The following is a 25,062-nucleotide window of genomic DNA, read 5'->3' on the forward strand; positions in this document are numbered from 1 at the left end:
CCTCTGGACGCGGGGGCCGATGGGGAGTTCTCTGGCAACGGGGGCAAGGGGGCGAGACGGAATCAGGAGCGCTCTTTCGATGACACCGACGCCGACGGCAACGCTCGTCGCCCGGGACTGGGCGGAGATCCAGGAACGGATGCTGGTACCGCTGTACGAGGCGGTCTACGACCGGCTGGAGGTCGGGCCGGGCACCCGGCTGCTGTGCCTCGACTGCGGGGCCGGGCTGGCCCTGCTGCTGGCCTCCGGACGGGGCGCCGCCGCCACCGGCGTGGAGGCGGACCCCGCCCGGCGGGCGCTGGCCCGGGAGCGGCTGCTGGAGGTGGTGGGCGCTCCCCCGGTGCCCGCGGCCCGCCCCTACGACGTGCTGCTGGCCTTCGAGCCCTCCCCGGGGGCCCTGGCGGCGGCCCTGCCGTCGGTGCGGCGGGGCGGTGCGGTGGTGCTGGCCGGCTGGGGGCCGGCGGAGCGGTGCACGGTGCCCGCGGTGCTGGGCGGCGGGCCGGTGGTCCGGGACCTGGACGCGGTGGCGGAGGACGCCGGGCTGGTGCCGGACGGGTCGGGGCGGGTGTTCTGCCCGTTCGGGTACGCCGACGCGGACAGCGCCGTACGGGGGCTGCTGTCGACGGGGCTGTACCCCGTCGCGGGGACCGGGTCCGGGCCCTGTGCGGCGGACCCGGCCCTGGCGGAGAAGGAGCTGGCGGAGGCCATTCACCCGTACGAGCGGGCCGACGGCGCCGTCTGGCTGCCGAACATCCTCCGGTACGTCATCGCCCGGGTGGCGTAGGCGGAGCGGCGCTCATCGCGTGCCGTCGTCCTTGGCGGGGCGGGGGATGCCGGCCGCCTCGTACGCCGCGTGCTCGTCCAGGGTCTCGGCGGCGAGGAGGGCCTCCGCCAGGGCGTCGAGTTTCGGGCGGTGCTCGATGAGCAGGCGGCAGGCCTCCTCGTAGCACTCGTCGACGATCCGCCGCATCTCGTGGTCCACGGCGTCGAGGGTGGCGGGGGCGGCGGTCAGGCCGTAGGGGCCCTGGCCGTCGGACGGGATGGCGGTCAGGCGGCCGACGCGCTCGCTCATCCCCCAGCGGCCCACCATGCCGCGGACGATGTGGGTGACCTGTTCCAGGTCGCTCTCGGCGCCCGTGGTGATCACGTCGTAGACGACGTGCTCGGCGGCCATGCCCCCGAGGGCGCCGATGATGCGGCCCCGCAGGTAGGGCTCGGTGTACGCGTAGCGGTCCGCGTCGGGCGTGGAGAGGGTGACGCCGAGCGCGCGGCCGCGCGGCACGATGGTGATCTTGCGTACGGGGTCGGCGCCCGGCTGGAGCATGCCGAGCAGGGCGTGGCCGCTCTCGTGGTACGCCGTGCGCCGGCGCTCCTCCTGCGGCATCACGAGCGGGCGCTCGGCGCCCAGCTGGACCTTCTCCAGGGCGTCGGAGAGGTCGGCCTGGGTGACCGCGTCCTGGCGGCGCTTGACGGCCAGCAGGGCGGCCTCGTTGGCGAGGTTGGCGAGCTCGGCGCCGGTCATCCCGGGGGTGGTGCGCGCGACCTGGGCCAGGTCCACGCCGGGCGCGAGGGGGATCTCGCGGGTGTGGATGCGCAGGATCGCCTCGCGGCCCGCCCTGTCGGGCGGGGAGACGGCGACCGTGCGGTCGAAGCGGCCGGGGCGGGTCAGGGCGGGGTCGAGGACGTCGGCGCGGTTGGTGGCGGCGATGACGACGACGCCTTCGGAGCCGGAGAAGCCGTCCATCTCGGTGAGGATCTGGTTGAGGGTCTGCTCGCGCTCGTCGTGGCCGCCCATGGCGGTGGAGCCGCCGCGGGCCCGCCCGATGGTGTCGATCTCGTCGATGAAGATGATCGCCGGGGCCACCTTGCGGGCCTCGGCGAACAGCTCGCGGACCCGGGAGGCGCCGACGCCGACGATCATCTCGATGAACTCGGAGGCGGAGGCCGAGAAGAAGGGCACCCCGGCCTCGCCGGCGACGGCGCGGGCGAGGAGGGTCTTGCCGGTTCCGGGCGGCCCGGCGAGCAGCACGCCGCCGGGCATGCGGGCGCCGAGCCGGCGGTACTGCTCGGGGTTCTTGAGGAAGTCCACGACCTCGCTGAGCTCGCCCTCGACCTCGTCGATCCCGGCCACGTCGTCGAAGGTGGTGCGCTTGGCGCCCTCCAGTTCGACGGGTTTGGGCGGCGCCTTGCGGCCGAACCCTCCGGCGCCGCCCAGGGCGGAGCCCATCCGGCGGGCGATGAGCAGCCACAGGGCCACGATGAGCAGCATCGGGGCGAGGGAGAGCAGCAGGTTGGCGAGGAAGCTGCGCTGTTCGACGACCGGGGAGGCGGTGACGGTGACGCCTTTGGAGGTGAGGCCGGTCCAGAGCTGGTCGTCGGCGAAGGCGGGGCGCTGGGTGACGAACTTGCGGTAGTGGCCTTCGCCGCCGGGTACGGGCTGTTCGGTCTTCAGCTCGCCCTGGATGGCGTCGCCCTTGGAGTAGATCTTCTCGACGTTGCCGTCGTTGACCTGCTTGCTGAACTCGGTGTACGAGATGGTCGGCCCGTCGCCCTCGTTGAAGAAGGACAGGACGACGTTGGTGATCAGGTAGACGATCAGGGCGGCGAGGATCAGCCCGCGCCAGCCGCCGGGCGGCTTCCTGCGGGACGGGGGGCTGGGCGGGGCGCCCTCGGAGCGCCAGGGGGTGTCGGCCCGGTCACGCGGCGGTACGGGGGTGGGGCTGGGCACGGGGGCGCCTCCTTATGCCGTCCTCCCGGCCGACCATAAGCGACAAACCGCCCCCTTGCCCGTGCGGAAGGGCCCCGCCGCGGGTGCGCGACGGGGCCCTTCCGGTACGGCCGCTCCTTGACGGAGCGCTGCTACTTCATGAACTTCTTGAACTCGTCCGGCAGGTCGAAGTCCTGGCCGGGCTGGCCGCCGCCCGCCGGGAGCCCGAACGGGTTGCCGCCCGCGGCGGGGAGCCCGGGCTGGGCGCCCTGCTCGCGCCGGGCCGCCGCCGCGGCCTCCTCTTCCTTGCGCTTCATCGGGTTGCCGCTCTTGCGCTTGCCCTTGGCCTGCTTGACCTGCTTCTTCTGCCGGCCGGGGCCGCCGCCCATCCCGGGGATGCCGGGCATGCCCGGCATGCCGCCGCCCTGGGCCATGCGGGACATCATCTTGCGGGCTTCGAAGAACCGCTCGACGAGGTTCTTGACCGCGCTGACCTCGACGCCGGAGCCCTTGGCGATACGGGCGCGGCGCGAGCCGTTGATGATCGTCGGGTCCTGGCGCTCGGCCGGGGTCATCGACTTGATGATCGCGGCGGTGCGGTCCACGTCGCGCTCGTCGATGTTGTTGATCTGTTCCTTGATCTGGCCCATGCCCGGCAGCATGCCGAGGAGCTTGGAGATGGAGCCCATCTTGCGGACCTGCTCCATCTGGGCCAGGAAGTCGTCGAGCGTGAACTCCTTGGGGCCCTTGGCGAGCTTGGCCGCCATCTTCTCGGCCTCGGCCTGCGAGAAGGTCTTCTCGGCCTGCTCGATGAGGGTGAGCATGTCACCCATGTCGAGGATCCGGCCCGCCATGCGGTCCGGGTGGAAGGCGTCGAAGTCGTCGAGCTTCTCGCCGTTCGAGGCGAACATGATCTGCTTGCCGGTGACGTGCGCGATGGAGAGCGCGGCACCGCCGCGGGCGTCGCCGTCGAGCTTGGAGAGCACCACGCCGTCGAAGCCGACGCCGTCGCGGAAGGCCTCCGCGGTGTTGACCGCGTCCTGGCCGATCATGGCGTCGACGACGAAGAGGATCTCGTCGGGGCTGACGGCGTCGCGGATGTCCGCGGCCTGCTGCATCAGCTCGGCGTCGATGCCGAGGCGGCCGGCGGTGTCGACGATGACGATGTCGTACTGCTTGGTCCGGGCGTACTCGATCGAGTCCTTGGCCACCTGGACCGGGTCGCCGACGCCGTTGCCGGGGGCCGGGGCGTAGACCGCCACGCCGGCACGCTCGGCGACGACGCTGAGCTGGTTGACGGCGTTGGGGCGCTGGAGGTCGCAGGCGACGAGGAGCGGGGAGTGCCCCTGCCCCTTGAGCCAGAGGCCGAGCTTTCCGGCGAGGGTGGTCTTACCGGCACCCTGGAGACCGGCCAGCATGATCACGGTCGGCGCGGTCTTGGCGAAGCGCAGGCGGCGGGTCTCGCCGCCGAGGATGGAGACCAGCTCGTCGTTGACGATCTTCAGGACCTGCTGGCCGGGGTTCAGCGCCTTGCTGACCTCCTCGCCGCGGGCCCGTTCCTTGACGTTGGCGATGAAGGAGCGGACCACGGGGAGCGCGACGTCGGCCTCAAGGAGGGCGATACGGATTTCCCGCGCCGCAGCGTCGATGTCCTGCTCGGAGAGGCGGCCTTTGCCCCGGAGGGACTTGAAGGTCGCGCTGAGGCGGTCGGAAAGCGTATCGAACACGGTGGTCGCGATTCCTCGGGTCGGGGGCGTGATGGTCCCCCCCAGGGTATCCGGCCCCGCTGCTCCCCGGGGGCGGGGTCGACGGGCCGAACGCCGGCAGGGCTCTGCACGGCCCCCGCCGGCGCGGACGCCGCGCGCAGCGGCTACGTCAGGGCCGACTGGAGCCGGGCGGCGACGGCGGCCGCCGCCGCGGGCGGCAGGGGTTTGCCGTCCGGGTCGACCACGTAGACCGTGTCCACCGCGTTCGCCCCCAGGGTGGAGACGTGTGCGCTGCGGACGCGGACCCCGGACGACTCCAGGGCCCGCCCGATCCGGTGCAGCAGCCCCACCGCGTCGGGGGCGCGGACCTCCAGGACCGTGGCCAGCGGGGAGACGTCCGGGAACGCCGTGACGCGGGGCGGCGGGGGGACGACCCCCCGCCGGCGCGGGTAGGCCGCCTCGCGGTCGGCCAGCTTCGCTGGGACGTCGAGCGAGCCGTCCAGCGCCCGCACCAGGTCGGTCCGCAGCCGGGCCGCCTGCGGCAGCGCCCCGTACTGGGCGGCCACCCGCCACCGCAGCACCAGCACCTCGCCCAGGTGGTCCGGCAGCTCCAGGAACCGCAGGTCCGCCGCCCGCACCGTGAGCCGGTGCAGCGCCAGCACCCCCGACACCGCCGGGAGTACGCCGGGCTGGTCCGGGACGGCCACGACCAGCTCGACCCCGACGGCGTCGTCCTCCTCCTGCCGGGTGTGCAGCGCGAGGACCGGCTCCCCGGTGCGCAGGGCCTCCAGCGCCAGGCGCTCCTGCTCGGCGGTGGGGAGGTCCGGCTCGGGGTCGGCGGGCGGGGCCCCGCTCAGCACGGCGGCGACCCGCCGCACCAGGTCGGCCACGAGGGAGCCCCGCCAGGTGCTCCAGGCGGCGGGCCCGGTGGCCAGGGCGTCGGCCTCGGTGAGGGCGTGCAGGATCTCCAGGGTGCCGGTCGACCTGACGGCCCGGGCCACAGCCGTGACGGTCGCCGGGTCGTCGAGGTCACGGCGGGTCGCGGTGTCCACGAGCAGCAGGTGGTGGCGTACGAGGGTGCCCAGGACGGCGGTGTCCTCGGCGTCGAAGCCCACCCGGGCGGCCATGTCGCGGGCGATGGTCTCGCCGACGACGGAGTGGTCGCCGGGCCAGCCCTTGCCGATGTCGTGCAGCAGGGCCGCCATCAGCAGCAGGTCGGGCCGGCCGACCCGGCGGGTCAGCGCGGAGGCCCGTACGGCCGTCTCGATCAGGTGCCGGTCCACGGTCCAGGTGTGCACGGGGTTGTGCTGGGGCCGGCAGCGCACCCGCTCCCAGTCGGGCAGCAGCCGGGTGATCAGCCCCTCGGCCTCCAGCGCCTCCCACACCCCCACCATCGGCTCCCCCGCGCCCAGCAGGGTCAGCAGCTCCTCCCGGGCTTCGGCCGGCCAGGGCACGGGCAGCGCCCGGCCCTGCGCGGCGAGCCGGCGTACGGCGTGCAGTGAGACGGGCAGCCCGGCCTGCGCGGCCGCGGCACCCAGCCGCAGGGGCAGCACGGGGTCGCGTTCGGGCCGGGCGGCGAGCGCCAGCACGGCCTCCCCCTCGGCCTCCACCACCCCTTCGGCCAGCGGCGTCCGCTCGGCGGCGGCCGCCGCGCCCCGGGCTCCCAGCAGCCCCCGCAGCCTCGGCCGGGCGGCCCGGGCGCGCAGGACCCGTCCGACCTCGCGCCAGGTGACGTCGCCCGCGTAGGCGACCACCCGGGCGGCCTCGTACACCTCGCGCAGCAGCGCGTCCGCGTCGAGCAGCCCCAGCCGGGCGGCGACCTGGGCCTGCTCCTGGAGGGCGAGCCGGTCGGTGGCCCGGCCGGTGACCAGGTGCAGCGCGTCCCGCGCGTCCAGCAGCCGGCGCCGGGCACCGTCGAGCCCCTCGCGCGGGGCGTCGGCCAGCCAGGACGCGGCGACGGCCCGCAGGGCGGTGGCGTCCCGGATCCCGCCGCGCGCCTCCTTCAGGTCGGGCTCCAGCAGGAACCGCAGCTCCCCGGCCCGTTCGGCGCGCTCGCGGCAGAGGGCGTGCAGCTGCGGGAGCCGCTTGGGGGCCTGGTTGCGCCAGTCGGCGAGCACCGAGGTGCGCAGTCCCGCGAGGAGTCCCGCGTCGCCCGCGACGAGCCGGGCGTCGAGCAGTCCGAGGTGGGCCTTGAGGTCCTCGGAGGCGACCTTGCGGGCTTCGGCGGGGGTCCGGACGGAGTGGTCGAGGGCTACCCCGGTGTCCCAGACCGGGTACCAGAGGCGGTCGGCGAGGGCGCCGAGCGCCCGGGGGCGGGCCTTGCCGTCGTGGAGCAGCAGCAGGTCCAGGTCGCTGCGGGGGGAGAGTTCCCCGCGTCCGTAGCCGCCGACGGCGACGAGGGCCGCGCCCCGTACGCCGGTTTCCTGCGCGGCGGCCGCGAACAGGCCGGCCAGCCACTGGTCGGTCAGGGCGGAGAGGCCGGAACGCCGGGAGGGCCCGGACCACGGCTCCTGCTGGAGGAGTCGCAGCCGGGCCTCGGCGTATCCGCCGGGTTCCGGGCCGGTGGGGTCCTGCGCGGTCGCTTCGACGCTCGTCACCGGGGCTCCCGTCGTCTAGAGGGCGTCGGCGCCGCGCTCGCCGGTGCGGACCCGGACGACCGAGTCCACGGGGACGCTCCACACCTTGCCGTCGCCGATCTTCTCGGTGCGGGCGGCGCTGACGATGACGTTGACGAGTTCCTCGGCCTCGTCGTCGTCGGCGAGGACCTCGATGCGGATCTTCGGTACGAGGTCGACGGTGTACTCGGCGCCGCGGTAGACCTCGGTGTGGCCGCGCTGGCGGCCGTATCCGCTGGCCTCGGAGACGGTCAGGCCCTGGACCCCGAAGGCCTGGAGGGCTTCCTTGATGTCGTCGAGCTTGTAGGGCTTGACGATCGCGGTGATCAGCTTCATGCGTCGACCTTCTTGTTGGCGGCGGCCGCGGGGGCGTGGGAGGCGGCGGGGCGGGCGGAGATGCCGCCGCCGGCGCCGCTGAAGTCGTAGGCGGTCTCGGCGTGCTCGGCCTGGTCGATGCCGGAGACCTCCACGTCTTCGGCGACCCGCATCCCGATGGTCTTGTCGAGGAGGAAGGCCATGATCGCCGATACGACGAGGGAGTAGGCGAGGACGGAGAAGACTCCGACCGCCTGCTTGCCGAGCTGCTCGAAGCCGCCCCCGTAGAAGAGGCCCTTGGCGTCGGACTGGACGCCGCCGGTGGCGAAGAGGCCGACGAGGAGGGAGCCCACGACGCCGCCGACGAGGTGGACGCCGACCACGTCCAGGGAGTCGTCGTAGCCGAACCTGTACTTGAGTCCGACGGCCATGGCGCAGAGCACACCGGCGATGGCGCCGACGGCGATCGCGCCGAGCGGGCTGACGGAGCCGCCTGCGGGGGTGATGGCGACGAGGCCGGCGACCGCGCCGGAGGCGGCGCCGAGGGTGGTGAAGGAGCCGTGGCGCAGCTTCTCGTAGGCGAGCCAGGCGAGCATGGCCGCGGCGGTGGCGACCTGGGTGTTGACGAACATGACGGCGCCGACGCCGTCGTCGTTGCCGAGCCAGGACCCGGCGTTGAAGCCGAACCAGCCGAACCAGAGCAGGCCGGCGCCGAGCATCACCAGGGGGAGGCTGTGCGGGCGCATCGGGTCCTTCTTGAAGCCGACGCGCTTGCCGATGACGAGGATGACGCCGAGGGCGGCGGCGCCTGCGTTGATGTGGACGGCGGTGCCGCCGGCGAAGTCGATGACGCCGAGCTTGAAGAGCCAGCCGCCGGTGCCCCACACCCAGTGGGCGACGGGGAAGTAGACGACGGTGACCCACAGGGCGGTGAAGAGCACCCAGGCGCTGAACTTGACGCGGTCGGCGAGGGCGCCGCTGATCAGGGCGGGGGTGATGACCGCGAACATCAGCTGGAAGACGGCGAAGACGTAGACGGGGATGGTGTAGCCGTCCCACAGCTCGGTGAGGCCGATGCCGCTGAGGCCGACGTAGTCGGAGTTCCAGCCGATGACCGAGCCGGAGTCGGTGCCGAAGGCGAGGCTGAAGCCGTAGAGCACCCACAGGATCGTGACGATCCCGAGGCTGACGAAGCTCATCATCAGCATGTTGAGACTGCTCTTGACGCGGACCATGCCTCCGTAGAAGAAGGCGAGTCCCGGGGTCATCAGCATGACCAGGGCGGAGCAGATGAGCATGAACCCGGTGTTCGCGGCAGACAGGGTCGGGGTGTCTGCCGCGAGGGTCGTGATGGCTGATGCCATCGGCGTCTCCTCGTCGTCGGTACGTTCGCGTGCGGGCGATCGTGGGGCCTGAGCGGCGGCGCAGGGTCTGGCCGGTTATTGGCCCTGAGGTTCGCGCAGGCCGGTTTCCGGCGGTGCCGCTCGGTGTTTCGCCCCGATGACGAAGAGGTCGGGCGTGTTACGCCTGAATGAACCGGTGAGGCGGGGGTCCGGTCCGTGTCAGGTGAGGGTCAGGCGGGGGTCGGGCGCCCGTCAGGCGCGGGCCCGGGCCCCGGGGGCGGCTCAGACGGCCTCGGCGGCCTCGGGGAGGCGGGAGGCGAGGAGGTCGGTCAGCCGGACCACCTCGGCGACGTCGCCGTATTCACGGGCGGCGATGTCGACGGTCTTGCGGAGCCGGGTGTTCACCCGTTCGGAGCGCACCTTTCGCGCCACGTCGAGGGCCTGGTCGACGAGGACGGTCGCCTGCTCGGGTTCGCGCTGGAGCAGGTGGACGGTGGCCATGCCGATGAGGTTGAGGGCGTAGGAGCGCTGGTGCTCCCCGTCCTTGGCGAAGAGCTCGACGGCCCGTTCCATGACGGGTTCGGCGAGGGAGGCGTAGGTGGGGCTGCGTCCGGCGACGTAGGCCAGGTCCCGGTAGGAGTGGGAGTTCTCGCCGTTGAGCTCGGCCTCGGAGAAGAAGCGGATCCAGTCGGGTTCCGGTTCGCCGCCGAAGCCGACGTCGCCGAAGGTGTCCTCGGCCATGCGCACGGCCCGCTTGCAGCGGCTGGGCTGGCCCATGTTGGCGTAGGCGCGGGCCTCCATGGCGTAGAGCATGGCCTGGGTGCGCGGTCCGGCGCAGTCCCGGCTGCCGTACTGGGCGAGGTGGATGAGCTCCAGGGCGTCCTCGGGGCGGCCGAGGTGGATCATCTGGCGGCTCATGCCGGAGAGGATGTACGAGCCCAGCGGCTTGTCCCCGGCCTCCTTCGCGGCGTGCAGCGCGAGGACGAAGTACTTCTGGGCGGTGGGGTGCAGGCCGATGTCGTAGCTCATCCAGCCGGCCAGCTCGGCGAGTTCGGCGGCCACCTTGAAGAGCCGCTTCATGACGGGGGCGGGGTGGCTCTCCTGGAGCAGGTCGGTGACCTCGTGGAGCTGCCCGACGACGGCCTTGCGGCGCAGTCCGCCGCCGCACTGGGCGTCCCACTGGCGGAACATCACGGTGGTGGCTTCGAGGAGGTCGAGCTCGGGTTCGGAGAGGCGGGGCGGCCGGTAGCCGGAGGGAGCTCCCGCCTGCCCGCCGGCGTCGCGGGCCGCGGGGTCGGCGGCCGGGGCGGGGACGAGCCAGCGCTGCATGGGTTCGATGAGGGCGGGGCCGGCGGAGAGGGCGAGGGAGGGGCCGAGGAAGCCGCGCCGGGCCAGCATGAGGTCGCTGCGGGAGAACTCGCTGAGCAGTTCCACGGTCTGCGGGCCGGCCCAGGGCAGGTCGACGCCGGAGACGGACGGGGTCTGGTGGGCGCTGCGCAGGCCGAGCTGTTCGATGGCGACGACGGCGCCGAACCGTTCGGAGAAGAGCTCCGAGAGAATCCGCGGCACGGGTTCGCGGGGCTGTTCACCGTCGAGCCAGCGCCGGACGCGGGAGGTGTCGGTGCTGATGTGGTGCGCGCCCATCTGACGGGCCCGGCGGTTGACCTGGCGGGCGAGCTCGCCCTTGGACCAGCCGCTGCGGACGAACCACGACGTCAGCTGTTCGTTGCGGCCGGCCGATTCCCCGCTCGTTCCGCTTGCGCCGCTGCCGCCCACTGGAACGCCCCCATCCGCATCGCTTCTTCAACGAAACCCTGGCCGGGGCGGCCCCTGCCGCCTGGGACCTTTACAGATCCTCCACACATTGCCTCCGGCATACCCACGGATGGGCCCGCCTCCCGGGTTCGTGCACCGAAAGTAATCCTACGATCACCCCGTCGGCGAGGTCGATCGCGGAAACGCCACCATTCGCCACCCCTTCGAATGAACTCGCCACCGGCCAGGCGCGATTCACTTGACAGGAAGGCGAAACGGAACGGTTGGACGGGAGCACGCCCGGGGCGCGCGCGGCGGGGAGTGCGCCGGGCGGCTCCCGGTGGAGGGCCTGCTCGATCCGGCTTCCGAGAGGTCTCGCCGACGTCGTAACCACCGGCGCGTCCGACCCGTTGGAGGGGGCATGGGCATGGGCTTCACGATCGGCGGCAGCCGCGGCACCAAGGAATTCCGTTCCGGCGTCCGGCGCCGCGGCCGCACCTCGGAGTGCACGGCGGTGGCCGAGTACACCGGCCTCTGGGGCTGGGACGCGGTCCCCGGCGCCCGCGCCGCGGCCCCGGCCCGCGACTGCTCCTGCGGTCATACGAACTGCCCCGCGCCGGGGGCGCATCCGCTGGACTTCGCTCCCACCGTCCCGGGCGGGGCCACTCTGGACGAGGTCGCCGAGATCTGGGGCGAGTACCCGGGCGCGGCGATCCTGCTCCCCGTCGGCCGCTCCTTCGACGTCATCGAGGTCTCCGCGGAGGCGGGCCGGCGCGCCCTGGTCCGCATGGAGCGGATGGGCCTGCCCCTGGGGCCGGTGACCGTGACCCCCGACGGGCGGGCGCAGTTCTTCGTGGCGCCCGGCGCCGCGGCCGAGCTGCCCGAGCTGCTGTACCGGATGGGCTGGGACGACGCGGACCTGGACCTGCGCGCCCTGGGCCACGGGGCCTTCCTCACCGCGCCGCCCTCCGACCACGGGGGCCTCGGCCCGGCCGCCTGGCTGCGGGGGCCCGCCCTGGACTGTGCGGGCGGGCCCCCGCAGGCCCGGCTGCTGCTGGGCACCCTCGCCTACACCTGCCACCGCTTCCGGCGCTGACGCCCCGCCCGCCCCGTCCGCGCACAGCGCAGTGCCCCCGCGTCCCGGAGTTCCGGACGCGGGGGCACTCGTCTGCGGGGCGGTGCGGCCGCTCAGTCGCCGATCAGGGCGTCCACGAACGCCTCGGGCTCGAAGGGGGCGAGGTCGTCCGCGCCCTCACCGAGGCCGATGAGCTTGACGGGGACGCCCAGCTCGCGCTGGACGGCGACGACGATGCCGCCCTTGGCGGTGCCGTCGAGCTTGGTCAGCACGATGCCGGTGATGTCCACGACCTCGGCGAACACCCGCGCCTGGGTCAGGCCGTTCTGGCCGGTGGTGGCGTCGAGGACCAGCAGGACCTCGTCCAGCGGCCCGTGCTTCTCCACGACGCGCTTGACCTTGCCGAGCTCGTCCATGAGGCCGGTCTTGGTGTGCAGGCGGCCGGCGGTGTCGATGAGCACGACGTCGGCGCCCTCGGCGATGCCCTCCTTGACCGCGTCGTAGGCGATCGAGGCGGGGTCGCCGCCCTCGGGACCGCGCACGGTACGGGCGCCGACGCGCTCGCCCCAGGTCTGGAGCTGGTCGGCGGCGGCGGCACGGAAGGTGTCGGCGGCGCCGAGCACGACGCTGCGGCCGTCGGCGACCAGTACGCGGGCCAGCTTGCCGGTGGTGGTGGTCTTGCCGGTGCCGTTGACCCCGACGACCATCACGACGGCCGGCGTCTCGACGCCGCTGTCGGTCTTCACGGCGCGGTCGAAGTCGGTGCCGACGAGGGCGACCAGCTCCTCCTTCAGCAGGCCGCGCAGTTCCGCGGGGGTCCGGGTGCCGAGCACCTTGACCCGCTCGCGCAGCCGCTCGACGAGCTCCTGGGTGGGCGCGACGCCGACGTCGGCGATGAGGAGGGTCTCCTCGATCTCCTCCCAGGTGTCCTCGTCGAGGTGCTCGCGCGAGAGCAGCGTGAGCAGGCCCTTGCCGAGGGAGTTCTGCGAACGGGCGAGCCGCGCGCGCAGCCGCACCAGGCGGCCGGCCGTGGGCTCGGGCACCTCGATCTCGGGGGCGGCCGGGGCCTCGGGCTCCGCCGCCGGCGCCTCCACCGGGGTGGCCCCGGCCTCCGCCTCCGGAAGCCCGACCTCCTCGATGGTGCGGCGCGGTTCTTCCGCCGTCTCTACGGCGTCCTCCCCCACCTGCGGTTCGGCAGGCGGGGCAGTGATGGTCGGCGTGCTCGGCGGCGCCGTGGGGGGCAGCTGCTTCTTCTTGCGGCTGCTGACCACGAGCCCGCTGATCGCGCCGACCGCGACCAGGGCGATGACTACAGCAAGGATCAGGATTTCCATAACGGTCCCAGTATCGGCCACGGGTCGCCCCGGCCCCCGGACCTTGGGCCTTCCCACCGGGCACCGATCCGCCATTTGTGGTCTTAACGCCACTTCTACGATGATGGGCGGATTGTCCGCACCCGCTTCCCCGGAGTACCCATGCCTGCTGAAGAGACGGCCGTCGAGACGCGCGGGCTGGAGCCCGTACCGGACGGCGAGCGCGGCGGGCGGGTCCGCGAGCTCGTACCCACCTGGGTGGCCGCGAACATCAGCGTGCTGCTGCTGACCATGGGCGCGGGGCTGGTGATCTTCAACAAGCTCAACATCTGGCAGGTGCTGGTCGTCGCGGTGGCCGCGCCCATGGTCTCGTACGGGCTGGTCGGGCTGGTCTCGATCGCGGGCAAGCGCGGCGGCGCCCCCGGCATGGCGCTCTCGCGGGCCGTCTTCGGCCAGCGCGGGAACCTTTTCCCCGGGGCGCTGATCTGGGTGGCCCGCTGGGGCTGGGAGACGATCAACGCGGTCAGCGGCGCCTACGCCGTCCTGACCGTGCTCGACCTGCTCTTCGGCATCAAGAGCAACACCGCGCTGATCGTGGTCACCCTGCTGTTCTTCGTGGGCTGCACCTTCGTGGTGTCGGGGCTCGGGATCAAGGCGCTGCGGGCCTGCTCGACCTGGTCGACGTACCTCTTCGGCGCGTTCAGCGTCCTGGTGCTCGGCTATCTGCTCTTCACCACCGACTGGTCCGCCGTCCTCGGCAAGCCGGCCGGCTCCACGGCGATGATGATCGCGGGCATCGGCACCATCGCGGCCGGCGGCATCAGCTGGGTGCCGTCCGGACCGGACTTCACCCGCTACCTGCCCCGCACCGCCTCCGGCAGGGGCGTGGTCGGCGCGACGATCGGCGGCGCCGGGGTGGTCGTGCTGCCGATGGTGCTGATGGGCGCGGTCATGGCCGTCGGCACTCCGGACCTGGCCGGCGCCCAGGACCCGGTCTCCTTCATCGGCGAGCTGCTGCCGACCTGGATCGCGGTCCCGTACCTGCTGATCGCCCTGCTCGGCATGCTGCTGATCAACTCGATGTCGATGTACTCCGCCGGCTTCACCGCGCAGACCCTGGGCATCCGGGTGCCGCGCGCCTGGGCGGTCAGCGTCAACGCCGTCATCAGCCTGGTCTTCGGCTTCCTGCTGATGGTGGTGGCCACCAGCTTCTTCGGCTCCTTCATCTCCTTCCTGACCCTGCTGGCCGTGGCCTTCTCCGCCTGGATCGGGGTGTTCGGCGTGGACATGCTGCGCCGCACCTCCTACGACGGCGCCGCGCTGCTGGACACCACGCGCACCAGCGCCTACTGGTACCGGGGCGGCTTCGCCTGGCAGGCGATGACGGCCTGGGCCGCGGCCCTGGTGGTGGGCACGCTGTTCACCCGGGTGGACTGGTTCACCGGGCCGCTCGCGACGACCTGGGTCGGCGAGAACGGCCTGGGCTGGGTGGCCGGCATCCTCACCTCCGGCGCGCTGTACGCCGTACTCCCCCGTACGGCCTCCCCCGCTCCGGCGGAGCGGCCCGCCGCGGAGGACGAGGCCGCCGGAGCCCTGTCCAACTGACACCCCGTCAGCTAACCTCCCCCTTCGCCCGCCCGACCGCATCCGGCGAAGGGGAACCCCTCCATGCCCGTCACCGTGGCCCGTTTCAACCTCGTCGACCCGAACGGCACCCCCGCGAGCCTCGGCGCCCGCTACCAGGCGGCGGTGGAGATGGCCCGCTACGCCGACGAGCACGGGATCGACACGATCCAGACCGAGGAGCACCACGGCACGGACAACCACTGGCTGCCCTCCCCCTTCACGTTCGCGGGCGCGGTGCTCGGCGCCACCCGGCGGATCGCGGTGACGGTCTCGGCGGTCATCGGCCCGCTGCACGACCCGCTGAAGGTGGCCGAGGACATCGCCGTGCTGGACCTGATCGGCGGCGGCCGGCTGGTGACGGTGGCGGGCATCGGCTACCGGCCCGAGGAGTACGAGCAGCACGGGGTGGAGTGGGGGCGGCGGGGCCGGCTCCAGGACGAGCTGCTGGAGACCCTGCTGAAGGCGTGGACCGGTGAGCCGTTCGCCTTCCGCGGCCGCACGGTGAAGGTGACCCCGGTGCCCTTCACGCAGCCGCACCCGATGCTGCTGGTCGGCGGGAGTTCGAAGGCGGCGGCGCGGCGGGCGGCCCGGCTGGGGCTGCCGTTCTTCCCGAGCGCGCACCTGCCGGAGCTGGAGGCGTACTACCGGGAGCGGCTCGCCGAGTACGGCACCGAGGGCTTCTGCTTGATGCCGGCGGAGCGGACGCCGCTGCTGCACGTCGCGGAGGACCCGGACCGCGCCTGGGCGCGGTACGGGGAGCACTTCCTGCACGAGGCGGGGACGTACGCCTCGTGGCAGTCGGAGGACATCCGCTCGGCGGTCCGCTCCGGCGCCCGCACGGTGGAGGAGCTGCGGGCCGAGGGGGTGTACCGGATCCTCTCCCCGGAGGAGGCGGTGGCCTACGGCCGGGAGGCGGGCGAGGCGGGGAACCTGGTGCTGCACCCGCTGTGCGGCGGGATGCCGCTGGAGGAGGGGTGGCGCAGCCTGCGGCTGCTGTGCGAACGGGTGCTGCCCCGGCTCAGGGAGTGAGCCGGGGCAGCGCCGCGGAGGAGAGGGGGTGGTGGCGGGGTTGGTTACCCCATCTCCTCCAACGCCTTGCCCTTGGTCTCCGGCACCCACTTGAGGATGAAGGGGATCGAGAGCACGGCGAAGACCGTGTAGATGACGTACGCCCCCGACAGGTTCCAGTCCGACAGGGACGGGAACGTGACGGTGATGACCCAGTTGGCGACCCACTGGGCGGCCGCGGCCACACCGAGGGCGGCGGCCCTGATGCGGTTGGGGAACATCTCGCCGAGCAGCACCCAGACCACCACGCCCCAGGACAGGGCGAAGAAGAGCACGAAGGCGTGCGCGGCGACCAGCGCGACGGTGCCCTGGGCGGAGGGCATGGAGATCTCGCCGGCGACCTCGGTCTTGTACGAGAACGCCCAGGCACACAGCCCCAGCGAGATCGCCATGCCCGCCGAGCCGATCAGCGCGAGCGGCTTGCGGCCGATGCGGTCGACGAAGATCATCGCGATCACCGTGCCGACGATGTTGATGATCGACGTGGTGAAGGAGTACAGGAACGAGCTGGTCGGGTCGATGCCGACGGACTGCCACAGCGAGGAGCTGTAGTAGAAGATCACATTGATGCCGACGAGCTGCTGGAAGACCGAGAGGCCGATGCCGACCCAGACGATGGGCAGCAGGCCGAAGCGGCCGCCGAGCAGGTCCTTGAAGGTGGACTTGTGCTCGGAGCGCATGGCCGTCTCGATCTCGGCGACGCGCGCGTCGAGGTCCACGTGGGAGCCCTCGACCTCGGCGAGCACCTTGCGGGCCTCGGCGTTGCGGCCGACGGAGACCAGGAAGCGGGGGGACTCCGGGATGACGAAGGACATCAGTCCGTAGAGCACGGCGGGGACGACCATCACCCCGAGCATCCACTGCCAGGCCTCAAGCCCGCCGATCACGCCGCGCTGGTCGCCGTCGGCGAGGTTGAGGATGCCCCAGTTGACCAGCTGCGAGACGGCGATGCCGATGACGATGGCGGCCTGCTGGAAGGAGGCGAGCCGGCCGCGGTAGGCGGCCGGGGAGACCTCCGCGATGTAGGCGGGGCCGATGACGGAGGCCATGCCGATGCCGAAACCGCCGATCACGCGCCAGACGGCGAGGTCCCAGAGGGCGAAGGGCAGGGCCGAGCCGATGGCGCTCGCGGTGAAGAGGACGGCGGCGATCTGCATGCAGCGGATGCGGCCGAGCCGGTCGGCGAGCCGGCCCGCGGTGGCGGCGCCGACGGCGCAGCCGATCAGTGCGGCGGCGATCACCTGGGCGAGCACGGCCGGGCCGACGTCGAAGCGTTCACGGATGGCGACGACGGCACCGTTGATCACGGAGCTGTCGTATCCGAAGAGGAAGCCGCCCATAGCGGCGGCCGCGGCGATGAAGATGACGTGGCCGAGGTGGTCGGGGTGGGGCGCGTTCGCGCCGCCCGACGACGGCTTCGTTGTGCTGCTGGTCAAGGTGTGCTCCGAGGGGGGTTCTGTCCGTTCTCCCAGTGGCGCACAGATCAAGATCGGGCACCACTGGGAGCCGGGAGACAGCCCAGAGCCTATGTGTTCATTTCCTGAAGTCAATACTTCCTGTGAAGGTTGGGTTAACGGATAAATCCAGCCGTTGTCTTCATTTCTTAAATGATCAACCTTCAGCGGAGGCGTTGACTGATCACCTTCGACACCCCGTCGCCCTGCATCGAGACCCCGTACAGGGCGTCCGCGACCTCCATGGTCCGCTTCTGGTGGGTGATGACGATCAGCTGCGAGCTCTCCTGGAGCTCCTCCATGATCCGGATCAGCCGCTGGAGGTTGGTGTCGTCCAGCGCCGCCTCGACCTCGTCCATCACGTAGAACGGGCTGGGCCGCGCCTTGAAGATGGAGACCAGCAGCGCCACGGCCGTCAGGGACCGCTCGCCGCCGGACAGCAGGGACAGCCGCTTGACCTTCTTGCCCGGCGGACGGGCCTCGACGTCCACGCCGGTGGCCAGCATGTTCTCGGGGTCGGTGAGCACCAGACGGCCCTCGCCGCCGGGGAACAGCCGCGAGAACACCCCCTCGAACTCGCGGGCGGTGTCCCGGTAGGCCTCCGTGAAGACCTGTTCGACTCGCTGGTCCACTTCCTTCACCACTTGAAGTAGGTCGGCACGCGTCTTCCTCAGGTCCTCCACCTGCTCGGCGAGGAACTGGTGGCGCTCCTCCAGGGCGGCGAACTCCTCCAGGGCGAGCGGGTTGACCTTGCCCAGCTGCTGGTACGCGCGCTCCGCCGCCTTGAGCCGCTTCTCCTGCCGGGCCCGGTCGAAGGGGCCGGGCCGGTTGCGGGGGTGCTCGGGATCCTCCGGGAGCACCTCGCCCTCGACCGGCGGGGACGGGGGAACCGGCTGGTCCGGCCCGTACTCCGCGACGAGCGCGGCCGGCTCCACGCCCAGCTCCTCCAGGGCACGGGTCTCCAGCTGCTCGATGCGCAGCCGCTGCTCGGCGCCCAGCACCTCGCCCCGGTGCACCGAGTCGGTGAGCTTGTCGAGTTCGCCCTTGAGCTCGCGGCCCCGGTCGCGGGCCTCGCCGAGCTCCCGCTCGCGCAGCGCCTTGGCCTGTTCGGCGGCCGTGCGCTCCTGCTCCGCCCGGCCGACGGACACCTCCAGGTGCGCCAGAAGCTGCCGCGCCCCGTCGGCGACGGCCCGGGCGACCCCGGCCTCGTACCGCATCCGCTGCCTGCGCCGCTCGGCGCGCTCCCGTGCCTCGCGCTCGGCCCGGGCCGCGCGGTCGAGCGCGTCCGCCCGGCCGGCCAGGCCCTTGACGCGCTCCTCGTGGGTGCGCAGCTGGAGCCGGGCCTCCATCTCGGTCTGCCGCGCGTTGGCGCCGTCGGCGGCGAGGCGGTCCCGCACCGAGGTGTCGGGATCCTCCGCGACCGGCAGCTCCTCGACGGCGGCGAGGCGCTCCGCACACTCCTCGACGTCGATCCGCGCGCGCTCCAAGGACTCCTCGGCGGTGGCCACGGCCAGGGCGCCGCGCTCGGCCTCGCCGAGGGCCGCCTTCGCCTGCCCGGCCAGCCGCCCGAGCTGCTGCGCCGCCCCGGCCCGGGCCTGTTCGCCGGCCCGCCGCAGCTCACCGAGCTCCTCGACCCGCGCGGCGGCGCCGGCGCGCCGCACCCGTGCGCCCTCCTCCTCCGCGGCCAGCTCCCGGCACTCGGCCTCCAGCCGCTCCAGCTCCGCGTCCGCCTCGTCCACGGCGGCCTGCACCTCGATGAGACTGGGCGCACCGGCGGAACCCCCGTGCGCGAGGTGCGCCCCGAGCACGTCCCCGTCGGCGGTCACGGCGACGAGATCGGGCCGCTCGGCGACGAGGGCCTCGGCCTCCTCCAGGGTCCCGACGACCACGTGCCCCCGCAGCACCCACGCGACGGCCCGCAGCACGTCCTCGTCCCCCCGCATCAGCCCGGCGGCCTCCCGGCAGCCCGCCGGAACGCCCCCGCGGGCCACCTCCTGCCGGGCGAGCCCCAGGACGGTGCCCCGCAGACCCGGCGCCTCCGGGGCGGAACCCCGGTCCCGGGAAGGTGAGGCGTGGGGAACGTCTCCAGCCCCGTGGGCCTGCCCGGGCAGCCCGGCACCGCCCGGCGCCACACCCTCCGGCCCCGGGGCCTGCCCCGGCACCACGCCGGGGTCCGAGTCCTGAGCCGGGGCCGGGCCTGGAATCGGGGCCGAGCCCGGGGCGAAGCCCACGTCCGGAACCGGGTCCGGGCCCAGGGCCGGGGGCGGGGTGATCAGGAGGGTGGCGCGGCCCGCGTCGGCCTGCCTGAGGTGCCGGATGGCCTCGGCCGCCGCCCCCGCCGAGGCCACGGCCACCGCATCCGCGGCGGAGCCCAGCGCCGCGGCCACCGCGACCTCGTACCCCGCCTCCACCGACACCCGCTCCGCGGCAGGCCCCAGCACCCCGGCGAGCCGTTCCCGCACCGCGAGCAGCGCTCCGGTCCCGTCCTTGCGCCGCAGCCCCAGCGCGAGCGCCTCCCGCCGCGCCGCGACGGCCGCCCGGGACCGCTCCGCGGCGGTCCGTGCCTCGCGGGCCGCCGCCAGCGCCGCCTCCGCCTCCTTGAGCCCGGCCCGCGCGGCCTCGTACTCCCCCTCCTGCGAGGAGGGTTCCTCCAGCCCTCCGACCTCCTCGGCCAGCGCCTCGTACTCCTCCCGGGCCTCCTCGGCCCGGGCCCGCGCCCCGTCCCGGGCCGCCACGAGCCGGTCGATCTCCGACTGGGCCGCGCCCGCCCGGGACCGGGCCGCGCCCAGCCGTCCGGTCAGCCGGGCCAGCTCCTCGCGCCGGTCGGCGACGGCCCGCGCGGCGTCGCGCAGCCTGCGCTCCTCCTCGGCGAGGGCGCGCTCCAGCTCGGCCCGGTGCGCGGCGGTGTCCTCCAGGGCCCGTTCGGACGCTTCGAGCGCGGCCGTGAGCTCCGCCTCCTGCTCCCTGATCCGCGCGGCCTCCCGCTCCAGGTCCTCCGGGTCGCGGCCGCGCCGTTCCTCCTCCACCGGCGCCGACGCGCTCTTGACCCGCGCCCGGGCCAGCGACTCCGTGCCGCGCACCCGCTCGGCGAGCTGCGCCAGCTCGTACCAGGTCTGCTGGGCCCGCTGGAGCCGCGGGGCGAGGCGGCGTACCGATTCCTCCAGCTCGGCCTCGCGGCGCAGCGCCTCCGCGAGCTCCCGCTCGGCGGACTCCTTGCGCTCCTTGAGGGCGGCCTCGTCGGCGATCTCCGCGTCCAGCGCGGCCCGCAGGGCGACCAGGTCGTCGGCGAGCAGCCGCAGCCGCGCGTCCCGCAGGTCCGCCTGGATGACGGCGGCCCGGCGGGCCACGGCCGCCTGCCGTCCCAGGGGCTTGAGCTGGCGGCGCAGCTCGTCCGTCAGGTCCTGCACCCGCGCGAGGTTGGCCTGCATCGCGTCGAGCTTGCGCAGCGCCTTCTCCTTGCGCTTGCGGTGCTTGAGGACGCCGGCGGCCTCCTCGATGAAGGCACGGCGGCCCATCGGGTCGGCGTGCAGCACGGAGTCGAGCTGGCCCTGGCCGACGATGACGTGCATCTCGCGGCCGATGCCGGAGTCGGACAGGAGCTCCTGGATGTCGAGGAGCCGGCAGGTGTCCCCGTTGATCTGGTATTCGCTGCTGCCGCCGCGGAACATGATCCGCGTGATGGTGACCTCGGCGTACTCGATGGGCAGGGCGCCGTCGGAGTTGTCGATGGTGAGGGAGACCTCGGCCCGCCCGAGGGGCGGCCGGCCCGTCGTCCCGGCGAAGATGACGTCCTCCATCTTGCCGCCGCGCAGGGACTTGGCCCCCTGCTCCCCCATGACCCAGGACAGGGCGTCGACCACGTTGGACTTGCCCGAGCCGTTGGGGCCCACGACACAGGTGATGCCCGGCTCGAAGCGGAGGGTGGTGGCGGAGGCGAAGGACTTGAAGCCGCGCAGGGTCAGGGACTTGAGGTGCACGCCGCCGGACTCTACCTTCCGTGTCCGGTTTCACCCATGAAGGTGCAGGGCGGAGCGGACCTCACGGGAAGCAGCCCCCCACCTGGCCCAACGTGCCGGCGGCGGCCCGCCGGGCCCGGTGGTGTCTGGGCGCCGCAAGAAAGAAGGGACGCCGGAGCGTCCCTTGCAGATCATGCCGGGGCCCTTGCAGATCGTGCCGGGGCCGGAATCGAACGACGGGTGAGTCGCGGATCAGGTGAGCGCAGGCTCCGCCTGGGATACGTCGTCGAGGTCCATGCTGCCGAGCAGCGAGTCCCCGTGCTGAGCGGCGGCCGCGGTCAGGGCGTCGTTCTCGGACTGGATCCGTCCGAGCTCGGACTCAAGGTCCTGGACGCGCTGCTGAAGCCGTCGCATCTCGGCGAGGAGTCGCGGGTCGGAGCCGCCGACGTAACCGAGAAGCGCCTTTGCCATGATGGATGGTCCTCCACACTGAGTGACCGACCGAAGCGGTGTGGGTCGTGAGGGAATCGCACCCGCGGATGTCCGACAGCGACTGTCAGTCACTGCACTCGTTCTCTTGCTGACGCTACCTACTGCCAGCACTGCCAAACAGCTCAGGTGCGCGGGGCTTCCAGCGTCTCACCAAAAAGTTTGACGGTCAACACGATCACGCCCCGTATCGGCGGGCATCCCGGCCCTCGCAGGGGGCGTGGAGATCATCCTCGTATCCGAGCCTTCCACGGTTCGCCGCCCACGGCAACGGGGCGACGGCGAATGCGCAGTTCCGACCGGGTGCGGACGGTACGGGAGTCTGATCAGTCCATGATCGGTCGATAGATCACCGGATCTCGAACCCGTCGTAGCCGCCGCGAGGCGTGCCCCAGATCTCCGTCACCCCGTCCACCCGGCCGGGCGTGTCGCCGTCGCGGAGCCAGTCGAGCAGCCGGTGGCAATTCTCACGTTGACCTTCGGCCACCACCTGCACTCGGCCGTCGTCCAGGTTGAGCGCGAAGCCGGCCAGCCCGCCGATCTCCAGGGCATTGGCCCTGGTGAACCAGCGGAAGCCCACTCCCTGTACACGGCCGCGCACCCAGGCGGTCATGCGGACATCTTCATTCATGCAAGAACGCTAACCGGACCAGGGCCTCTTGATCCCATCGGCCCCTTTGCGGCATGGGCTACAGTCCCCCACCAATGGCCCACCCGTTCGGGTGAGCAAACTTCGATCCTGCAAAGAAGGGGCCGCGACCGATGGGACGCCACCGACTCCACGCCGCGCCGCGCCGCGGTGCCAGGCGCACCGCCGTGCGCACCGGCCTGCTCGGTGTCTCCGTGGCCGTCGTCCTCGGCACGGCCGCCGTCACGACCGGCTTCGTGCCGGTCGGCGGCTCCTTCCCCTACGTCGGCACGGACTCCGCCGACCGGACCGAGGCCCGGGTGAAGCCCACCCCGACCCCGGAGCGGGGGCTGGACACGGGGGGCCTCGCCAACCTGTCCGGCCGCGCCTCCACCGGCCCCGGCGCGGGCACCCCGTCGGCCACCCCGACGGCCTCCCCCAGCCCCTCGGCCTCGCCGTCCCCCTCGGCCTCGCCGACGCCCACGCCGTCCCCCTCGGCCTCCACCAAGGCACCGGAGAAGGCGAGTGCCCCGCCGGCCCCGAAGGCGGCCGCCCCGCAGCCCGCGGCGCCCAAGCCGCCGGCCGCCGGGGTGGCGAACCCGTCCGCGGAGGCGGAGGTGCTCGCCCTGGTCAACCAGGAGCGCGCCCAGGCCGGCTGCGTCCCGGTCCGGGCGAACCCGCCGCTGGCCGCGCTGGCCGCCGCCTTCAGCAAGGACATGGCCGCTCGCGGCTTCTTCGACCACACCGACCCGGACGGGAACACCCCCTGGCAGCGGGCCCAGAACGCCGGGATATCCGGGCTGGGCGGCGAGAACATCGCGCGCGGCCAAGGTGACGCCAAGACGGTGATGGAGTCCTGGATGAACAGCCCGGGCCACCGCGCGAACATCCTCAACTGCGAATTCCGCACCCTCGGCGTCGGGGTCTACTTCGGCGCCGGCGGCCCCTGGTGGACCCAGGACTTCGGCTTCTAGAACCGGCCGCCGGCCCAGCGGCGGGGTCAGGCCGAGGCCGCCGCCAGCGCCGCCCGGCCCGCGATGACCACGCGGGTGTGCTCGGCGACCCGGCGGCCGAGGTGCTCGGCGGTCGCGATGTCGGCCTTGTGCACGGCCTCCGGACCCTCGTCGGCGTTGGACTGGGCGGCCGCGCCGGAGGAGAAGCCCAGGCGGTTGAGGTCGTACTCGCTGCCGGTGGAGGAGTTCCAGCCCGGCTTCAGGCCGAGGTTCACCCAGCTCATGCCGTGCTGCGAGGCCAGCATCTGGAAGTACTGGAGGGTGTTGAGCTTGTCCCCCGACTTGGACGCGGAGTTGGTGAAGCCGGCCGCCACCTTGTCCTGCCAGGCGTCGCCGAACCAGCGCTTCGAGGTGGCCTCGGCGAAGACGTGGAAGGCGCCGGACGCGGTGCCCATGTAGGTCGGGGAGCCGAAGACGATCGCGTCGGAGGCGTCGAGGAGTTCCCACTCGGCGTCGGTGATCGCGTCGACCTTGACGACGTGCACGGTCGCCCCGGCCGCGGCGGCCCCGGCCCGGACGGCCTCGGCGACGACGGCGGTGTGCCCGTAACCCGAGTGGTAGGCGATCGAGACGACGGGGGCGGGGATGGTGGCAGACATGGCGCTACTCCTAGAGGGACTGTTCCGGTGCGCCGCGGTGGGCCGCGGTGCGACAGGGACAAGAGAAGCACTAACTTTTTGAAAGCGCAAGCAGACGGTTAGCGCTACCCGGGGGTACGCTGGACGCATGGAGACCCCTGCCTGTACCGACCCGTGCGCCGAGGCCGCCGCGGCCGACCTGCCGTTCGACGTCTTCGCGCGCGCCTGCCCCTCGCGGGAGACCCTGGAACACGTCACCGGCCGCTGGGGCAGCCTCACCGTGGGCGCCCTGCGCGACGGCCCCCGCCGCTTCAACGAGCTGCGCCGCCGGGTCGAGGGGGTGAGCGAGAAGATGCTCTCCCAGACCCTGCACGCCCTGGAGCGCGACGGCATCGTCACGCGCGAGGCCCAGCCGACCAACCCGCCCCGCGTCGACTACGAGCTGACCCCGCTCGGCAGGGAGGTCGCCGACCGCCTGCTCTCCCTGATCCACTTCCTGGAGGGCAGCATGGACGAGGTCCTCGCCTCGCGGCAGGCCTACGACACCGCGCGCGGCGGCCTCTGACAGCGCGGGCAGAAGTAGCTGGACCGGTTCATCCAGGCCCGCCGCCGCATCGGCGTACCGCAGCGGCGGCAGGGCTCGCCCTCACGCCCGTAGGCGTCCAGGGACCGGTCGAAGTAGCCCGACTCGCCGTTCACGTTGACGTACAGGCTGTCGAAGCTGGTCCCGCCGACGGCGAGCGCGGCGTTCATGACCTCCCGCACGTGGGTGAGCAGTTCCGTGCTCCGGGGGCGGGGCAGGGTGGCGGTGGGGCGCTCGTAGTGCAGCTTCGCGCGCCACAGGGCCTCGTCGGCGTAGATGTTGCCGACCCCGCTGATCAGCGACTGGTCCAGCAGGGCCCGCTTGAGGGTGGTGCGCTTCGCGCGCAGCGCCAGATGGTAGGCGCCCTCGTCGAAGAGGGGGTCCAGGGGGTCGCGGGCGATGTGCGCGATGACCTCCGGCAGCCCCTCCTCGCTGCCGGGGACGACCTCGTGCAGCGAGAGCCCGCCGAAGGTCCGCTGGTCGACGAAGCGCAGCTCGGTGCCGGCGTCGTCGGCGAAGCGGATCCGGATGCGCAGGTGCTTCTCGTCGGGGGCGTCGGCCGGCTGCACCAGCAGCTGCCCGCTCATCCCGAGGTGCCCGAGGACGGACAGGTCCCGGCCCTCCAGCGGCAGCCACAGGTACTTCCCGCGCCGGTGCGGCACCCCGATGGTGCCCCCGGCCAGGTGCGCCGCGAAGTCGGCCCCGCCCGCGGGGTGCCGGCGTACGGCCCTGGGGTGGAGCACCTCCACGGCGGCGACGGTCCGCCCCGCCACCCAGCGCTCCAGGCCACGCCGCACCACTTCGACCTCGGGCAGCTCGGGCACGGTGTTCCTCCGGA

The 25,062-nt window shown here is 73.1% G+C and carries 19 protein-coding genes; 6 read left to right on the forward strand and 13 right to left on the reverse strand.

Translation table 11 applies throughout. From position 1 onward, the window contains the following. Positions 1–79 precede the first annotated feature (79 nt). The gene (locus WDV06_RS16385; RefSeq protein WP_395510481.1) at positions 80–784 is read left to right on the forward strand and encodes an SAM-dependent methyltransferase; all 705 of its coding nucleotides are present in this window, start codon (positions 80–82) and stop codon (positions 782–784) included. 12 nt (positions 785–796) lie between these two features. On the opposite strand, the gene ftsH is transcribed toward WDV06_RS16385, so the two are convergent. The 6 genes from ftsH to nsdA all read right to left on the reverse strand — a co-directional run bounded on the left by ftsH (position 797) and on the right by nsdA (position 10,462). Next, the gene (ftsH, locus tag WDV06_RS16390) at positions 797–2,728 is read right to left on the reverse strand and encodes an ATP-dependent zinc metalloprotease FtsH (RefSeq protein ID WP_395510482.1); all 1,932 of its coding nucleotides are present in this window, start codon (positions 2,726–2,728) and stop codon (positions 797–799) included. A gap of 131 nt (positions 2,729–2,859) precedes the next feature. Continuing rightward, on the reverse strand, positions 2,860–4,434 hold the full coding sequence (ffh, locus tag WDV06_RS16395; protein WP_395510483.1) for a signal recognition particle protein: 1,575 nt from the start codon (positions 4,432–4,434) through the stop codon (positions 2,860–2,862). Positions 4,435–4,577: 143 nt separating this feature from the next. Beyond that, positions 4,578–7,010 carry a [protein-PII] uridylyltransferase gene (locus WDV06_RS16400; protein WP_395510484.1) on the reverse strand — a complete coding sequence of 811 codons (2,433 nt, stop codon included), beginning with the start codon at positions 7,008–7,010 and terminating at the stop codon, positions 4,578–4,580. A 15-nt stretch (positions 7,011–7,025) separates the two neighbouring features. After that, positions 7,026–7,364 carry a P-II family nitrogen regulator gene (locus WDV06_RS16405; protein ID WP_079429980.1) on the reverse strand — a complete coding sequence of 113 codons (339 nt, stop codon included), beginning with the start codon at positions 7,362–7,364 and terminating at the stop codon, positions 7,026–7,028. Then, positions 7,361–8,707 carry an ammonium transporter gene (locus WDV06_RS16410; RefSeq protein WP_395510485.1) on the reverse strand — a complete coding sequence of 449 codons (1,347 nt, stop codon included), beginning with the start codon at positions 8,705–8,707 and terminating at the stop codon, positions 7,361–7,363. The genes WDV06_RS16405 and WDV06_RS16410 overlap by 4 nt, the downstream gene beginning before the upstream one ends. Before the next feature lie 261 nt (positions 8,708–8,968). After that, entirely contained in the window at positions 8,969–10,462 is a 1,494-nt protein-coding gene (nsdA, locus tag WDV06_RS16415) for a transcriptional repressor NsdA (protein WP_395510486.1), read from the reverse strand. Between the two features lie 406 nt (positions 10,463–10,868). Here nsdA and WDV06_RS16420 point away from each other — a divergent pair, with 406 nt between their 5' ends. Continuing rightward, complete coding sequence (locus WDV06_RS16420) at positions 10,869–11,537, forward strand: bifunctional DNA primase/polymerase (protein ID WP_395510487.1); 669 nt, start codon at positions 10,869–10,871, stop codon at positions 11,535–11,537. Between the two features lie 92 nt (positions 11,538–11,629). Here WDV06_RS16420 and ftsY read toward each other — a convergent pair whose 3' ends face one another. Continuing rightward, on the reverse strand, positions 11,630–12,850 hold the full coding sequence (gene ftsY, locus WDV06_RS16425) for a signal recognition particle-docking protein FtsY (protein WP_395510488.1): 1,221 nt from the start codon (positions 12,848–12,850) through the stop codon (positions 11,630–11,632). Positions 12,851–12,991: 141 nt separating this feature from the next. Here ftsY and WDV06_RS16430 point away from each other — a divergent pair, with 141 nt between their 5' ends. Next, positions 12,992–14,434 (forward strand): cytosine permease, encoded by a 1,443-nt coding sequence (locus WDV06_RS16430; RefSeq protein ID WP_395510489.1) that lies wholly within the window; start codon positions 12,992–12,994, stop codon positions 14,432–14,434. 63 nt (positions 14,435–14,497) lie between these two features. Further along, on the forward strand, positions 14,498–15,484 hold the full coding sequence (locus WDV06_RS16435) for an LLM class flavin-dependent oxidoreductase (RefSeq protein WP_395510490.1): 987 nt from the start codon (positions 14,498–14,500) through the stop codon (positions 15,482–15,484). Positions 15,485–15,528: 44 nt separating this feature from the next. Here WDV06_RS16435 and WDV06_RS16440 read toward each other — a convergent pair whose 3' ends face one another. From WDV06_RS16440 to WDV06_RS16455, 4 genes are all read right to left on the reverse strand, one after another. Further along, a complete protein-coding gene (locus WDV06_RS16440; protein WP_395510491.1) occupies positions 15,529–16,959 on the reverse strand; it encodes a sugar porter family MFS transporter in 1,431 nt (476 codons plus the stop codon). Between the two features lie 182 nt (positions 16,960–17,141). Further along, positions 17,142–20,954, reverse strand: coding sequence for an AAA family ATPase (locus WDV06_RS16445; protein ID WP_395510492.1), 3,813 nt, complete (start codon positions 20,952–20,954; stop codon positions 17,142–17,144). Positions 20,955–21,185: 231 nt separating this feature from the next. Further along, positions 21,186–21,404 carry a hypothetical protein gene (locus WDV06_RS16450; protein ID WP_395510493.1) on the reverse strand — a complete coding sequence of 73 codons (219 nt, stop codon included), beginning with the start codon at positions 21,402–21,404 and terminating at the stop codon, positions 21,186–21,188. A gap of 367 nt (positions 21,405–21,771) precedes the next feature. Next, positions 21,772–22,053, reverse strand: coding sequence for an acylphosphatase (locus WDV06_RS16455; protein ID WP_358892717.1), 282 nt, complete (start codon positions 22,051–22,053; stop codon positions 21,772–21,774). Between the two features lie 131 nt (positions 22,054–22,184). Between WDV06_RS16455 and WDV06_RS16460 the strand changes: the two genes are divergently transcribed. Continuing rightward, positions 22,185–23,024: a CAP domain-containing protein gene (locus WDV06_RS16460; protein WP_395510494.1), complete on the forward strand. Its 840-nt coding sequence runs from the start codon at positions 22,185–22,187 to the stop codon at positions 23,022–23,024. A 26-nt stretch (positions 23,025–23,050) separates the two neighbouring features. Here the strand turns inward: WDV06_RS16460 and WDV06_RS16465 are convergent, their stop codons facing one another. Beyond that, on the reverse strand, positions 23,051–23,650 hold the full coding sequence (locus WDV06_RS16465; protein WP_463668215.1) for a flavodoxin family protein: 600 nt from the start codon (positions 23,648–23,650) through the stop codon (positions 23,051–23,053). A 139-nt stretch (positions 23,651–23,789) separates the two neighbouring features. On the opposite strand from WDV06_RS16465, the gene WDV06_RS16470 reads away from it, so the two are divergent. Further along, the gene (locus tag WDV06_RS16470) at positions 23,790–24,206 is read left to right on the forward strand and encodes a winged helix-turn-helix transcriptional regulator (protein ID WP_395510496.1); all 417 of its coding nucleotides are present in this window, start codon (positions 23,790–23,792) and stop codon (positions 24,204–24,206) included. Here WDV06_RS16470 and mutM read toward each other — a convergent pair. Further along, complete coding sequence (gene mutM / locus WDV06_RS16475; RefSeq protein ID WP_395510497.1) at positions 24,179–25,048, reverse strand: bifunctional DNA-formamidopyrimidine glycosylase/DNA-(apurinic or apyrimidinic site) lyase; 870 nt, start codon at positions 25,046–25,048, stop codon at positions 24,179–24,181. The genes WDV06_RS16470 and mutM overlap by 28 nt on opposite strands. Between the last annotated feature and the right edge of the window lie 14 nt (positions 25,049–25,062).

It is taken from the genome of Streptomyces racemochromogenes, from assembly GCF_044129415.1.
In the GTDB taxonomy this organism is placed as follows: Bacteria; Actinomycetota; Actinomycetes; order Streptomycetales; family Streptomycetaceae; genus Streptomyces; species Streptomyces racemochromogenes_A.

Bases quoted from the DNA above. Each gene is read 5' to 3' on its own strand.
- WDV06_RS16385 (WP_395510481.1), top strand. From the start codon at position 80: ATGACACCGACGCCGACGGCAACGCTCGTCGCCCGGGACTGGGCGGAG.
- WDV06_RS16405 (WP_079429980.1), bottom strand. From the start codon at position 7,364: ATGAAGCTGATCACCGCGATCGTCAAGCCCTACAAGCTCGACGACATC.
- WDV06_RS16410 (WP_395510485.1), bottom strand. From the start codon at position 8,707: ATGGCATCAGCCATCACGACCCTCGCGGCAGACACCCCGACCCTGTCT.
- WDV06_RS16420 (WP_395510487.1), top strand. From the start codon at position 10,869: ATGGGCTTCACGATCGGCGGCAGCCGCGGCACCAAGGAATTCCGTTCC.
- ftsY (WP_395510488.1), bottom strand. From the start codon at position 12,850: ATGGAAATCCTGATCCTTGCTGTAGTCATCGCCCTGGTCGCGGTCGGC.
- WDV06_RS16430 (WP_395510489.1), top strand. From the start codon at position 12,992: ATGCCTGCTGAAGAGACGGCCGTCGAGACGCGCGGGCTGGAGCCCGTA.
- WDV06_RS16435 (WP_395510490.1), top strand. From the start codon at position 14,498: ATGCCCGTCACCGTGGCCCGTTTCAACCTCGTCGACCCGAACGGCACC.
- WDV06_RS16450 (WP_395510493.1), bottom strand. From the start codon at position 21,404: ATGGCAAAGGCGCTTCTCGGTTACGTCGGCGGCTCCGACCCGCGACTC.
- WDV06_RS16455 (WP_358892717.1), bottom strand. From the start codon at position 22,053: ATGAATGAAGATGTCCGCATGACCGCCTGGGTGCGCGGCCGTGTACAG.
- WDV06_RS16460 (WP_395510494.1), top strand. From the start codon at position 22,185: ATGGGACGCCACCGACTCCACGCCGCGCCGCGCCGCGGTGCCAGGCGC.
- WDV06_RS16470 (WP_395510496.1), top strand. From the start codon at position 23,790: ATGGAGACCCCTGCCTGTACCGACCCGTGCGCCGAGGCCGCCGCGGCC.